At 68.0% G+C, this 12,280-nt stretch carries 13 protein-coding genes; 8 read left to right on the top strand and 5 right to left on the bottom strand.

The features are described from left to right. Nucleotides 1-93 precede the first annotated feature (93 nt). Nucleotides 94-501, bottom strand: a complete 408-nt coding sequence (locus QTH86_RS14450) for a winged helix-turn-helix transcriptional regulator (RefSeq protein WP_286646916.1) — start codon at nucleotides 499-501, stop codon at nucleotides 94-96. 82 nt (nucleotides 502-583) lie between these two features. On the opposite strand from QTH86_RS14450, the gene QTH86_RS14445 reads away from it, so the two are divergent. Genes QTH86_RS14445 through QTH86_RS14435 form a run of 3 tightly spaced genes read left to right on the top strand, consistent with a single transcriptional unit; the run spans nucleotide 584 to nucleotide 1,918 of the window. Next, entirely contained in the window at nucleotides 584-994 is a 411-nt protein-coding gene (locus QTH86_RS14445; protein WP_286646915.1) for a DoxX family protein, read from the top strand. Nucleotides 995-1,005: 11 nt separating this feature from the next. Next, a complete protein-coding gene (locus QTH86_RS14440; protein ID WP_286646914.1) occupies nucleotides 1,006-1,743 on the top strand; it encodes an SDR family NAD(P)-dependent oxidoreductase in 738 nt (245 codons plus the stop codon). A 28-nt stretch (nucleotides 1,744-1,771) separates the two neighbouring features. Further along, on the top strand, nucleotides 1,772-1,918 hold the full coding sequence (locus QTH86_RS14435; RefSeq protein WP_286646913.1) for a hypothetical protein: 147 nt from the start codon (nucleotides 1,772-1,774) through the stop codon (nucleotides 1,916-1,918). A 57-nt stretch (nucleotides 1,919-1,975) separates the two neighbouring features. Here the strand turns inward: QTH86_RS14435 and pdxR are convergent, their stop codons facing one another. Then, nucleotides 1,976-3,463: a MocR-like pyridoxine biosynthesis transcription factor PdxR gene (pdxR, locus tag QTH86_RS14430; protein WP_286646912.1), complete on the bottom strand. Its 1,488-nt coding sequence runs from the start codon at nucleotides 3,461-3,463 to the stop codon at nucleotides 1,976-1,978. Nucleotides 3,464-3,594: 131 nt separating this feature from the next. Here pdxR and QTH86_RS14425 point away from each other — a divergent pair, with 131 nt between their 5' ends. The 5 genes from QTH86_RS14425 (at nucleotide 3,595) to QTH86_RS14405 (ending at nucleotide 9,765) form a co-directional block, all read left to right on the top strand. Further along, nucleotides 3,595-4,863, top strand: a complete 1,269-nt coding sequence (locus tag QTH86_RS14425; RefSeq protein WP_286646911.1) for a 4-aminobutyrate--2-oxoglutarate transaminase — start codon at nucleotides 3,595-3,597, stop codon at nucleotides 4,861-4,863. Beyond that, nucleotides 4,860-6,326: an NAD-dependent succinate-semialdehyde dehydrogenase gene (locus QTH86_RS14420; RefSeq protein WP_286646910.1), complete on the top strand. Its 1,467-nt coding sequence runs from the start codon at nucleotides 4,860-4,862 to the stop codon at nucleotides 6,324-6,326. The genes QTH86_RS14425 and QTH86_RS14420 overlap by 4 nt, the downstream gene beginning before the upstream one ends. 232 nt (nucleotides 6,327-6,558) lie before the next feature. After that, nucleotides 6,559-6,975, top strand: coding sequence for a hypothetical protein (locus tag QTH86_RS14415; RefSeq protein ID WP_286646909.1), 417 nt, complete (start codon nucleotides 6,559-6,561; stop codon nucleotides 6,973-6,975). Beyond that, nucleotides 6,972-8,444 carry an ATPase domain-containing protein gene (locus tag QTH86_RS14410; RefSeq protein WP_286646908.1) on the top strand — a complete coding sequence of 491 codons (1,473 nt, stop codon included), beginning with the start codon at nucleotides 6,972-6,974 and terminating at the stop codon, nucleotides 8,442-8,444. The genes QTH86_RS14415 and QTH86_RS14410 overlap by 4 nt, the downstream gene beginning before the upstream one ends. 1 nt (nucleotide 8,445) lies before the next feature. Then, nucleotides 8,446-9,765: a hybrid sensor histidine kinase/response regulator gene (locus tag QTH86_RS14405; RefSeq protein WP_286646907.1), complete on the top strand. Its 1,320-nt coding sequence runs from the start codon at nucleotides 8,446-8,448 to the stop codon at nucleotides 9,763-9,765. Here the strand turns inward: QTH86_RS14405 and QTH86_RS14400 are convergent. The 3 genes from QTH86_RS14400 to QTH86_RS14390 form a co-directional block, all read right to left on the bottom strand. Continuing rightward, a complete protein-coding gene (locus QTH86_RS14400; RefSeq protein WP_286646906.1) occupies nucleotides 9,755-10,270 on the bottom strand; it encodes a hypothetical protein in 516 nt (171 codons plus the stop codon). The two genes, QTH86_RS14405 and QTH86_RS14400, sit on opposite strands and share 11 nt — an antisense overlap. A 185-nt stretch (nucleotides 10,271-10,455) precedes the next feature. Further along, entirely contained in the window at nucleotides 10,456-11,151 is a 696-nt protein-coding gene (locus tag QTH86_RS14395; protein WP_286646905.1) for a dienelactone hydrolase family protein, read from the bottom strand. 19 nt (nucleotides 11,152-11,170) lie between these two features. Beyond that, the gene (locus QTH86_RS14390; protein ID WP_444813831.1) at nucleotides 11,171-12,151 is read right to left on the bottom strand and encodes an alpha/beta fold hydrolase; all 981 of its coding nucleotides are present in this window, start codon (nucleotides 12,149-12,151) and stop codon (nucleotides 11,171-11,173) included. Nucleotides 12,152-12,280: the final 129 nt, after the last annotated feature.

The raw sequence follows: 12,280 nt of genomic DNA, 5'->3' as shown, positions 1-12,280 counted from the left end.
GCACTGTCGAAAGCGCGCCGATGTAGGGCGAGGAGGGCGAGGAGGGCGAGGATGCTGCGCGTTCAAGGGGGCGGGCATCGTGCGTGTCGACCCTCACCGCGACTTCGATTCGGCTGCCTTGGCTTTGCGGCCGCGCATCGCCGTCTTGACCGGCACGCTGCGCCCGTACTGGCGCCACCAGGCCGCAAGTGCCTCCATCGCCGGGCCGAGCCCACGCGCCTTTTCCGTGATTTCGTATTCGACGCGCGGGGGGACTTCCGCGAACACCGTGCGCACCACCAAGCCGTCTGCCTCCAGCTCGCGAAGCTGCGCCGTCAGCATGTGCTGGGTGATGCCGGGAATGGCCTTGCGCAGCTCGCCGAAGCGATACACGCGCTGATTGATCAGCCACATGATTTCCAGTTTCCATTTGCCCGAGAGCAGGGCGAATGCGCGGCGCATCTCCTCATGCATGTTGAGGCCGGAGTCCTCAATGGTCTGGTTTTCCAGACTAGGCGGCATTTTTTCATCCTACTTGTCAGTTTTCATCTTAGTCGACATCCTCACTGCATGTTGAACTCAAAGAACTGATCCAGAGAATCCCATGGCCGCTACCTACACCTACTGGCTCAGCACCGCGTTGCTCTCGCTGCTCTATTTGGCCTCCGCCTCCATGTACATCGCGAAGGGCGACTTTGTCCGCAAGGCGCAGGCGGACCTTGGCTACTCCGCGAGCTACCTGGTGCCCTTCATGATCGGGGTCAAGGTCCTCGGTCCTCTCGCGATCCTGTCGCGCATGAACGTGGCGCTCAGTGACCTCGCCTACGCCGGCATCCTCTATCACCTGATCCTGTCCGGTCTGGCGCACCTCGGTGTCCGCAAGCCCGCAGGCGCGGTTCCCGCCGCCGTGGGACTGGTCCTCCTGGTGGCTTCCTTCGTGACGCAAAACGCCGCTCGCGAACTCCCGTCGCCCTATGCACCGTCGGCGACGGTGACCCGGGCACCTCTCATCTGAAGGAGACATGCATGACTCGACTCCATGGAAAAGTGGCCATCGTCATCGGCGCGGGCCGCGGCATCGGCCGCGCCACGGCCAAGCTGTTCGCGGCGGAAGGTGCGAAGGTGGCGGTGCTCTCGCTCACGCAAGCGAACATCGATGCGGTGGTGGCCGACATCGAGGCCGCGGGCGGCGTGGCCATCGGTGTTCGCTGCGACGTCGGTGACGCCGATCAGATCAAGGCTGCCGTGGCGGAGGTGGCCACGACCTGGGGCGGCATCGACATCCTGGTAAACAACGCTTTTGATTCCTCCGCGGTGTTCTCCCCGGTGCTCGACCTTTCCGCGGCGCAACTTCAGCGCAACTTCGACATCGGGCCGGTCGCCTACCTGCGCACCATGCAGGCCTGCCACCCCTACCTGAAGGCCAGCGGCCAAGGCCGCGTCATCAATCTGGGCTCCGCAGGCGGCCTCCTGGGCATGGTGGGATATGCGCCCTATGGCATGGCGAAGGAGGCTGTGCGTGCCTTGACGCGCGTTGCCGCGCGGGAGTGGGGTGCCGACAAGATCACCGTCAACAACGTCATGCCGATCGCCGATACCTTTGGCAGCGACAGGCCACCCTTGCCCAACGTGTTCGATCGCAACGGCTCGCCGGAAGAGGACATCGCGCCGGTGATCCTGTTCCTCGCCACCAAGGATGCCCAGTTCATCACGGGCTACAGCCTCACGCCCGATGGCGGAATGATCATCGACGCTGCGCGTTGAACCCCGCTCGGACATCACACACCTGTCGATGACAAAGAACATGACGCAACATCCAACCCGAACCCCCGAGCAGCCTTTTGCCGAGAAGAAGTACCTCGACATTCACGGGCACAAGATCGCCTACCTCGATGAGGGCGTGGCGATCGCCGAATTTGTCCGCCGCTTGCGTGGGTAGGCCCCCGCCACGTCGCGCCGGGTCGACGCCAGCCCGTGCCCTTCAGCCCCTTCCTGTCTACCCGATGTCCGCCGCCCGCAGGCAGCGCAGCAACACGTCGAACGCCGGCGCGATGTGCGCCTCCTGCACGCAGGCGTAGCCCAGCAGCAGCCCGCGGCGGGGGCCGCTGCGCTGGTAGTAGGCCGACAGCGGCCGCGTCAGCACGCCCTGCGCCTGCGCCGCGGCGGCCACCGCGGCGTCGTCGCAGCCGTCGGGCAGCCGCAGCACCAGGTGCAGCCCGGCGTTGCTGGCCTGCGGGTGCAGATAGTCGCTGCCCAGGTGCTCGGTGATGAGCCCGACCAGCAGCGCGCGCCGCCGCGCATACAGCACCCGCATGCGGCGGATGTGCGCGGCGTAGTGGCCCTGGGTGATCAGCTCGGCCAGCGCCTGCTGCGTGATGGCGTGGCCCTCGCGGTACAGGTCGGCATGCGCGGTGCGGAAGGCTGGCGCCAGCGCGCGCGGCAGCACCATGTAGCCCACGCGCAGGCCGGGGAACAGCGTCTTGCTGAAGGTGCCGATGTAGATCACCGGGCTGTCGGCCTCCAGCCCCTGCATGGCGGGGATGGGGCGGCCGGCGAAGCGGAATTCGCTGTCGTAGTCGTCCTCGACGATCCAGCCGCCCACGGCGCGCGCATGGTCGAGCAGCTCGCGCCGCCGCGCCAGGCTCATCACCGCGCCCAGCGGGTACTGGTGCGACGGCGTCACGAAGACCAGCCGCGGCGGCGTGCCACCGCGCGGCCAGCCGGCGCCCGGGCCGTCGTCGGCCGTCTCGACCTGCAGCGGCCGCACGCGCGCCGCATCCATCTGCAGCACCTTGTGGAAGCCCCAGTAGCCCGGCTCCTCGACCCACACCGTGTCGCGCGGGTCGACCAGCATGCGCAGCGCCATGTCGATGGCTTGGTGCACGCCTTCGGTCACGAGGATCTGGTCGGGCTCGCAGCGCACCGAGCGCGCGACGCGCAGGTGCTCGGCGATGGCGGTGCGCAGCGCGGGGTGGCCGCCGCCGGTGGCGTAGGTCAGCAGCTCCGGTGCCGGCGCCCGCCACAGTCGCGTGAGGATGCGGCTGAAGGTGCGGTGCGGAAACTGGGTGACGTCGGGCACGCCGGGCATGAAGGCGCCCCACTGCACCGGCGACGCCGAGGCATTGGCCAGCAGCGCCTGCGCGCGCTTCGACAGCCGTACCGGGGCGCTGGCAGCGGCCGGCTCGGCGAATGCGCGGCCGGCGCTGAGAAAGCTGTCGGGCGCGGTCTCGGCCACGAAGGTCCCGCTGCCCACATGCGAATGCACGTAGCCCTCGGCCTGCAGCTGCGCATAGGCGTGCAGCACGGTGTTGCGCGACATGGCGATCTCGCGCGCCAGGTCGCGCGAGGCGGGCAGGGGGCTCGACGGCGGCAGGCTGCCGTCGAGGATGGCTTCGCGCAGGCACTCGTAGAGCTGCCGGTTGAGCGCGGTCGCGGCGTCGGGTGCCAGCCGTTGCAGCACGAGGTCGGCGCAGATGGACTTCATGGGTGGAGAAAGCGGTGGGGTTGAATTGGCTCCATTCAATCGCAAGAAGCGGATCTTTTCGATGGAGCCAATCCATCATTCAATCACGCTTTCCTTCTGCTGCCCGACCCACCCTTTCACCGGACCCGACCATGACCCGCAACAGCGAACTCCAGACCCGCCGCCTCGCCGCCACGCCCCGCGGCGTGGGTGTGATGTGCGACTTCTATGCCCAGCGCGCCGAGAACGCGACCCTGTGGGACGTGGAAGGCCGCGAATACATCGACTTCGCCGCCGGCATCGCGGTGGTCAACACCGGCCACCGCCATCCGCGCATCGAAGCCGCCATCGCCGCGCAGTTGAAGCAGTTCACGCACACGGCCTACCAGATCGTTCCGTACGAAAGCGTCGTCACGCTGGCCGAGCGCCTGAACACGCTGGTGCCCATCAGCGGCCCGGTGAAGACCGCCTTCTTCACCACCGGCGCCGAGGCGCTGGAGAACGCCGTGAAGATCGCTCGCGCCCACACCGGCCGTGCTGGCGTCGTGACCTTCGGCGGCGCCTTCCACGGCCGCACGCTGATGACGCTGGCCATGACCGGCAAGGTCGCGCCGTACAAGCTGGGCTTCGGCCCCTTCCCGGCCGACGTGTTCCACGTGCCCTTTCCGAGCGCCATCGAAGGCGTGAGCGCCGCCGACTCGCTGGCCGCACTGGCCAAGCTCTTCAAGACCGACATCGACCCGCAGCGCGTCGCCGCGATCGTCATCGAGCCGGTGCAGGGCGAAGGCGGCTTCAACCCCGCGCCGACCGAACTGATGAAGGGCCTGCGCGCACTGTGCGATGCGCACGGCATCGTCTTCATCGCCGACGAGGTGCAGAGCGGCTTCGCGCGCACCGGCAAGCTGTTCTCGATGCAGCACCACGGCGTCGAGCCCGACCTGATCACCATGGCCAAGAGCCTGGCCGGCGGCATGCCGCTGTCGGCCGTGGCTGGCCGCGCGGCCATCATGGACGCGCCCGCACCTGGCGGCCTGGGCGGCACCTACGCCGGCAACCCGCTGGCCGTCGCTTCGGCCCTCGCCGTGCTGGACGTGATCGCCGACGAGAAGCTGTGCGAGCGCTCGGCCGCGCTGGGCGCCAAGCTGGTCGCGCGCCTGCTGGCCGCGAAGGAATCGAACAAGGCCATCGCCGACGTGCGCGCCCAGGGCTCGATGGTCGCCATCGAGCTGCGCGACCCGGCCACCGGCGCGCACGACGCCGACGCGGTGAAGCGCGTGCAGGCCAAGGCGCTCGAACACGGCCTGCTGTTGCTGAACTGCGGCATGTACGGCAACGTGATCCGCTTCCTGTACCCGCTGACCATCCCCGATGCGCAGTTCGACCGGGCGCTGGACATCATCGACGAGGCACTGAAGGCATGAGCGCAGCGTTCGACTTCGGGCTGGCCCGCGCCGACTTGGTGAAACAGGCCGGCCTCATCGACGGCGAATGGGTGCAGGCCGACGGCGGCCGCACCGTCGACGTGACCGATCCGGCGACCGGCCAAGCCATCGCCACCGTCCCGCACATGGGCCGCGCCGAGACCGAACGCGCCATCGCCGGCGCTGCCGCCGCGCTGCCCGCATGGCGTGCCCGCACCGCGCGCGAACGCGCCCAGGTGCTGCGGCGCTGGGCCGACCTGATGCTCGCGCACCAGGACGACCTCGGCCGCCTGATGACGCTCGAGCAGGGCAAGCCGCTGGCCGAGGCCAGGGGCGAGATCGCCTACGCCGCATCCTTCCTCGAATGGTTCGCCGAAGAAACCAAGCGTGTCGACGGCGAGGTGCTGCAGCCGCAGCGCGCGGGCCAGCGCATCGTGGTGCTTAGGCAACCCATCGGCGTGTGCGCCGCCATCACGCCGTGGAACTTCCCGGCCGCGATGATCACCCGCAAGGTCGGCCCCGCGCTGGCCGCGGGCTGCACCATCGTCGTGAAGCCGGCCGAACTGACACCGCTGAGCGCCTTCGCACTCGGCGTGCTCGCCATCGAAGCCGGCCTGCCGCCCGGCGTGTTGCAGATCGTGACAGGCGATGCGCCCGCCATCGGCGCTGCCCTGTGCGAGAGCGACGTGGTGCGCAAGCTCAGCTTCACCGGCTCGACCGGCGTCGGCCGCATCCTCATGCAGCAGTGTGCGCCGACGATCAAGAAGCTGTCGCTCGAACTCGGTGGCAACGCGCCGCTGATCGTCTTCGACGACGCCGATCTCGAGACGGCCGTGCAGGGCATCGTCGCGTCCAAATTCCGCAACGCCGGCCAGACCTGCGTGTGCGCGAACCGCATTTACGTGCAGTCCGGCATCCACGACGCGCTGGTCGAACGGCTGGTGCAGGCGGTCGAGGCCATGCCCGTGGGCAACGGCCTCGACGCCGGCGTGACGCAAGGTCCGCTGATCGACGCGCGCGCCGTCGCCAAGGTGCGCCAGCACATCGACGACGCCCTGACGCAGGGCGCGCAGCTGCGCACCGGTGGCCAGGCGCACGCGCTGGGCGGCACCTTCTTCACGCCGACCGTGATCACCGGCGTGACGCAGGCGATGCGCGTGGCGCGCGAAGAGACCTTCGGCCCGCTGGCGCCGATCTTCCGCTTCGAGACCGAGGAAGAAGCCGTCGCGATGGCCAACGCCACCGAGTTCGGCCTCGCGGCCTACCTCTTCACCGAAGACCGCCGCCGCCTCTGGCGCGTGAGCGAGCAGCTGGAAACCGGCATGGTCGGCATCAACACCGGTCTGATCTCCAACGAGGTCGCGCCCTTCGGCGGCGTGAAGCAGTCGGGCCTGGGCCGCGAAGGCTCGCGCCATGGCATCGAGGACTACCTCGAGCTCAAGTACCTCTGCCTGCAGGACTGACACCTCCGGTTGCGACGAGCGGCGACCTGGGCTGCTTTTCCCGGCGCCGAAGGCACTGGCGGCATCGAATGCCGGCAAAATGCCTACGGCCTGGCCGGCAGAAATGAGGTAGTGTCAGGCCACCCCGGTTCCGTTCGAGCCCCGGTCCCGTTCAACAGCTTGGCAATACCATGCCCCATGGCAGGTGCCAGGGACAGGCAACAGAGCACTTCACATCCTGAGCTGGAGGGCCATGCCAAGCGAAATAGTCAAGCGAGTGATTTCGCAGTGCGCCGGTGACGGCGTCCCCTCTGCCGAAGTTGCGAAGTCCATCATTGGCGCACTGAAATCCCTGCATGCAGAACTCACCATCGTGGTGGGCGTGCAGGCCGCTTCCTCTTTGATTGCCCATGCCGTGCATCGCACGCGCGACGCCATCGGATGGACCATTGCGCCCTCTGCAGTCATCACCGAAAAGACACTCGACGCGTTGCGCGAGGACCTGGCGGCACGCCCGCCAGCCGGCTGCCGTTCGGCGGGTCAAATCCTGCTTCTCACCCTGGTCGATCACCTCATCTCCCTGATCGGGCAGCCCTTGACTCGGCGCATGCTGCATTCCGCCTGGAACATGCCCGATGCCGCACTCACTTCTCACGAGAGCCTTCAATGATCGACAAGGTTGTCATCCAGCGCTTGCCCACAGGCGTCCCGGGCCTCGATGCGCTCCTGACCGGCGGGCTTGCGGAATTCTCTTTCAACCTGATTGCGGGAGCCCCCGGTTCGGGCAAGACCACGCTCGCGCATCAGATCATGTTCGCGCTCGCCAACCCCGAGCGTCGCGCCATCTTCTTCACGGTGCTGGGCGAGCCGCCCCTGAAGATGCTGCGCTACCAGCAGCAGTACAGCTTCTTCGACGCGGCCAAGGTCAACGATTCGATCCGCTTCATCAACCTGGCCGATGAACTGGTGTCCGGCGACTACGACCGGGTGCTCGCGCGGATCGTGGAAGAGGTGGAGCGCTTCGAGCCCTCCCTGGTGATGGTCGATTCCTTCCGATCGGTCGTGCAGGCCGCACGGGTCGTCGGCAAGGACGAACTCGATCTTCAGCGCTTCGTGCAGCGGCTCGGGATGCTGCTGACCACCTGGCAGGCCACCACCTTCCTCATCGGCGAGTACGTGGCCCTGGAGGCGGAGGCCAATCCCATCTTCACCGTGGCCGACGGCATCTTGTGGATGGCGCAGAGCGTCGAGCGCAACTCGATGGTCCGCAAGATCCAGATCATGAAGATGCGCGGACACGCCACGATCCCGGGGCTGCACACCTTTCGCATCAGCAGCGACGGCCTGCAGATCTTTCCCCGCACGATCACCAGCGGCCACATGCCGCCCGACAACCCCGGCAGGCAGAGCACGGTGCCCGCCCGGCTGTCGATGGGCGTGCCGCTGCTCGACGAGCTGATGGGCGGGGGGTTGCCGGCCGGCTATTCGCTGCTGGTCTCCGGCCCTTCGGGGTCGGGCAAGTCGCAACTCGCGGCGGCCTTCCTGGCAGAAGGTGCGCGGGCCGGCGAAAAGGGCGTGCTCGCCGCGTTCGAGAAGAGCCCGGCGCGCTCGCACAAGGTCAAGCTGGATGAACTGATCGCCAGCGGGCAGGTGGGCGTGGTCGACACGCGCGCGCTGGACCTGTCCATCGATGAAACGCTCTATGCGCTGACCCAGATGATCGAACGTACCGGTGCCACCCGGGTGGTGATCGATTCCCTCTCCGGCTTCGAACTGGCCCTGGCACCGACCTTCCGGGAGGACTTCCAGGAGTCGCTGCATCGCATGATCGCGGTGCTCACGGGCCTGGGCGTGGCGGTGCTCCTGATTTCCGAACTCGAAGACCGATACACCGACCTTCGCTTCAGCCCGTACGGCACCGCTTTCCTGACCGACGCGATCATCGTGCAGCGCTATGTCGAACTCCAGGGCCAGCTCAAGCGGGTCATGGGCGTCGTGAAGGTGCGCAACAGTGCCCACAGCCATGATCTGCGGCCTTACGAGATCACCGATGCGGGTCTGGTGATCGGGGGGCCGACCCCCGCCATGGACGCCCTGCTCACGGGACACCCCCGGCCTCTGGGCGACCGCGGAGCCTGAGATGAACCGCCGGCTCCGCGACGCTCAGCACGAACCCGGTGTCGCCCGCGACCGGTCGTCGAGCCTGCGGGTGTCGGCCGAGCGCCGCATGCAGGACATGCAGGAGGCCAATGCGCACCTCGTTCACGCGACCCTCGCCGCCGAGCAACTCGGCGAGTCCGCGAAGCGGGTCAAGCGGCAGCAGGACGAGTTCATTGCGATGCTGGCGCACGAACTGCGCAATCCCCTGGCACCCATCCGGAGTGCGGCGGCGCTGCTGGATCGGATCGAGCCGGTCGACCCGCGCGTCAAGGCGATCAGCGACATCGTCGGCCGACAGGTGGCGCACATGGCGCGCCTGCTGGACGATCTGCTCGATGCGTCGCGGGTGACCAGCGGCAAGGTCACCTTGCGCCGCAGGCCGACCTCTGTGGCCGAGTTCGTGGATGAAGCGGTCGAGACGACCCGTTCCCTCGTCGAGTCCCAGCATCAGACGCTGACGCTGACGCTGCCGCCATCCCCGCTCTATGTGAACGGCGACCCCACGCGCCTGGCGCAAGTCGTCGGGAACCTGCTGCACAACGCGAGCAAGTACACGCCCGACGATGGCACCATCGACCTGAGCGTTCGACAGGACGGCGCCTCCGTGGTGCTGCGTCTGAAGGACAACGGCGGCGGCATTGCCGAAGAGGCGATCGAGGGGATCTTCGATCTCTTCACGCAGGAAGAACGCTCTCTGAGCCGCAGCCATGGCGGCCTGGGTGTCGGGCTTGCCGTGGTGCGCAGCATGGTGGAACTGCACGGCGGGTCGATCACGGTCCACAGCGACGGTATCGGTCGAGGCACCGAATTCACGGTCGTTCTCCCACGCATCGACCATGTCGCCGAGCCTGTCCCGGTGCACGCGAACGAACCCGAGGTCGGTTCCGCGCGCGTCCTGGTCGTCGACGACAACCAGGATGCGGGTGACATGCTCGCCATGCTGCTGCAGGTGTCCGGCCATGACGTGGAAGTCGCCCGCGACGGGCTCACCGCCCTGACCGCCTTTGCGAGGCAGCGGTCGCAGGTCGTGCTGTGCGACATCGGCCTTCCCGGCATGAGCGGGTACGAGGTCGGAAAACGCATGCGTCTCCAGAAGAACGAGGACGACCTCGAACCGCTGCTGATCGCGCTCACGGGCTATGACTCCCCCGCCGACCGGGCCAGAACGCTGGCGTCGGGCTTCGATTGCCACGTGGCAAAGCCCGCTGATTTCGACGCCATCCTCGCGTTGATCCAGCATCACTTCGCCGCGAGGCGCACGAACGCCGCCGCGGGACGCGGCCCTGCGATCAGCCGATGAGGCCGGCCCCGGGAAGCGACGTCGTGCCACGTGCGCGCAGGCGCCGGACCTGCAAGATGCAGCCAACGACGAGCAGCACGAAGCACGCGCCCACGGCCTTCTGCAGCGCCGGGTCCTCGGGGCTCGAGAAGAACGGTGCGCCCAGCGGGAAGCGGGTGAAGGTCTCGGTCAGGCCCGGGATCATGTGGAAGAACAGGGTGGTCGAATACGCGATCGTCGCCACATAGCGCGCCGCGCCGCCGAAGAGCCGTCCGCTGCCGGCGAGCGCCGCGAGGCTCAGCACCACCAGCGTGACGATGCCCAGCACATGCGGCGCGCCGAAGCCGCCACGCTGGAAGATGCCGAAGCCGGTGAGGCAGGTGAGCACGGTGGCCCACACGTACACGCGACCGACCGTGCGGCCCGCCGCGATCTCGCCGAAGCGGAGGATCGAGACGAAGCCGGCGGCGAGCGCCACGAGGCTGATGGCGGTGTGAATCGCACCGAGCGTGGTCAATCCGAACATGGTCTTCTCCTGGGGGTGGGTGGGTCGAAGCTGCGGACGCTCTGTTGCCGCGCGCCACGCGCAGCCGATGAAACCGGCGCGGCCAGATGCCAGGGCACCCGCGGAACTGGCTCCGCCAGGCCGCTGGGTGCGCCCCCTTGAGGGGGAGGCGGCGACACGCAGTGCGCCGCTTCGGGGGGTGGGCTTCATCCCAGCAGCCGTGCCTTGAAGAAGTCGTGGGTGCGGACGTTGGCCAGCCGTGCGGCCGCCGCGTCGTAGTGCGCGCCGCCGTGCCGCGCGAAGGCGTGCATGCAGCCGGGGTAACGGTAGACCTCGACGTTCGGCTTGCCGGCCAGCGCATCGACGATGGCCTGCTGTGCGGGCTTGTCGATGAACTCGTCGTCTTCGCCCAGGTGCATCAGCAGCGGCGCGGTCAGCGCCGGCGCCTCGGCCAGAAACTCGTTCGTGCGGCCGCCGTAGTACGCCACAGCCGCGTCGACCGTCGAGCGCGCGGCCGTCAGGTAGGTCATGAGGCCGCCGAGGCAGTAGCCCATGAGCCCGACCTTGCCCGAGGCGCCGGGTAGGTGCCGGGCCGTCTCGAGCGTGACGGCCACGTCGCGCACCCCGGCGTCCAGGTCGTAGGCCTGGTAGAGCGCCAGGGCCCGCGGCCAGTCGGTGTCCGGCGACAGGTCCAGCCCGGGTTCGAGGCGCCAGAACAGGTCGGGGCACAGGGCGATGAAGCCCTGCGCCGCCAACTCGTCGCAGGTGGCGCGCAGGTCGGCGTTGATGCCGAAGATCTCCTGGCAGACCACGATGGCGGGCGCGGGCTTCGCGCCTGCGGCCGGGCGTGCGACGTAGGCCGCGAAGTCGCCGTCCGGCGTGGTGATGGTCACGCGGTTCATCGCGGTCTCCTTGTCAGCCTCAGCCCTTGATGAAGGCGAGGATGTCGGGGTTGATGATCTCGGGGTGCGTCGTGCACATGCCGTGCGGCAGGCCGGGGTAGATCTTCAGCGTGGCGTTCTTCACCAGCTTGGCCGACAGCACGCCGGCGTCCTGGTAGGGCACGATCTGGTCGTCGTCGCCGTGCAGCACGAGCGTGGGCACGTCGATCTTCTTCAGGTCTTCGGTGAAGTCGGTTTCCGAGAAGGCCTTGACGCAGTCGTAGTGGGCCTTGATGCCGCCCATCATCCCTTGCAGCCACCATTCGCGGCGAATGCCTTCGGACACCTTGGCGTTCGGGCGGTTGTAGCCGTAGAAGGGCATCGTCAGGTCGATGTAGAACTGCGAGCGGTTGCTGGCCACGCCGGCACGGATGCCGTCGAACACTTCCATCGGCAGGCCGCCGGGATTGGCCGCGGTCTTGAGCATGATGGGCGGCACGGCGCCGATGAGCACGGCCTTGGCGACGCGCTTGGTGCCATGGCGACCGATGTAGCGGGCGACTTCGCCGCCGCCGGTGGAGTGGCCGATGTGCACCGCGTTCTTCAGGTCGAGCGCTTCGGTCAGCGCGGCCAGGTCGTCGGCGTAGGTGTCCATGTCGTTGCCGGTCCAGGTCTGGGTCGAGCGGCCATGGCCGCGGCGGTCGGCCGCGATCACGCGGAAGCCCTTGCCGAGGAAGTACAGCATCTGGTTGTCCCAGTCGTCCGCCGTGAGCGGCCAGCCGTGCGAGAACACGATGGGTTGGCCGGTGCCCCAGTCCTTGTAGAAGATCTGGGTGCCGTCTTTGGTGGTGATGGTGGGCATGGGTTGGTTTCCTTTGGAGAGGGGTTGGGAGGATGAGAAGGGGCCACCTGCGGCGCAGCCTGGCAGGGCCAGGGCGGCGGCCGCGGCCGCTGCGCCGCCCGCCAGCAGCAGCTGGCGACGCGACAGGTCGGCAAGAAAGGTGGTGGGTGATTCGTTCACGGAGACTCCTGATTCATGGCGCGTTCGATGGGAACTCGAACCGCGCGCCGGCGCATCGACCTTTGGAGGCAGGCACCGCCGATACAGGGCTGCCAGGCCGTCGTGGCATGTGTCAACTGTCGAACAGCG

Origin of the sequence: Variovorax sp. J2L1-78 (assembly GCF_030317205.1) — a bacterium.
In the GTDB taxonomy this organism is placed as follows: Bacteria; Pseudomonadota; Gammaproteobacteria; order Burkholderiales; family Burkholderiaceae_C; genus Variovorax; species Variovorax arabinosiphilus.
Note: the sequence above shows the minus strand (reverse complement) of the source record. Positions and strands in the feature narration are given on the sequence as shown.

Excerpts from the sequence above, each read along its gene's own strand:
- QTH86_RS14450 (WP_286646916.1), bottom strand. The coding sequence starts at position 501 with ATGCCGCCTAGTCTGGAAAACCAGACCATTGAGGACTCCGGCCTCAAC.
- QTH86_RS14445 (WP_286646915.1), top strand. The coding sequence starts at position 584 with ATGGCCGCTACCTACACCTACTGGCTCAGCACCGCGTTGCTCTCGCTG.
- QTH86_RS14440 (WP_286646914.1), top strand. The coding sequence starts at position 1,006 with ATGACTCGACTCCATGGAAAAGTGGCCATCGTCATCGGCGCGGGCCGC.
- QTH86_RS14435 (WP_286646913.1), top strand. The coding sequence starts at position 1,772 with ATGACAAAGAACATGACGCAACATCCAACCCGAACCCCCGAGCAGCCT.
- pdxR (WP_286646912.1), bottom strand. The coding sequence starts at position 3,463 with ATGAAGTCCATCTGCGCCGACCTCGTGCTGCAACGGCTGGCACCCGAC.
- QTH86_RS14425 (WP_286646911.1), top strand. The coding sequence starts at position 3,595 with ATGACCCGCAACAGCGAACTCCAGACCCGCCGCCTCGCCGCCACGCCC.
- QTH86_RS14420 (WP_286646910.1), top strand. The coding sequence starts at position 4,860 with ATGAGCGCAGCGTTCGACTTCGGGCTGGCCCGCGCCGACTTGGTGAAA.
- QTH86_RS14415 (WP_286646909.1), top strand. The coding sequence starts at position 6,559 with ATGCCAAGCGAAATAGTCAAGCGAGTGATTTCGCAGTGCGCCGGTGAC.
- QTH86_RS14410 (WP_286646908.1), top strand. The coding sequence starts at position 6,972 with ATGATCGACAAGGTTGTCATCCAGCGCTTGCCCACAGGCGTCCCGGGC.
- QTH86_RS14405 (WP_286646907.1), top strand. The coding sequence starts at position 8,446 with ATGAACCGCCGGCTCCGCGACGCTCAGCACGAACCCGGTGTCGCCCGC.
- QTH86_RS14400 (WP_286646906.1), bottom strand. The coding sequence starts at position 10,270 with ATGTTCGGATTGACCACGCTCGGTGCGATTCACACCGCCATCAGCCTC.
- QTH86_RS14395 (WP_286646905.1), bottom strand. The coding sequence starts at position 11,151 with ATGAACCGCGTGACCATCACCACGCCGGACGGCGACTTCGCGGCCTAC.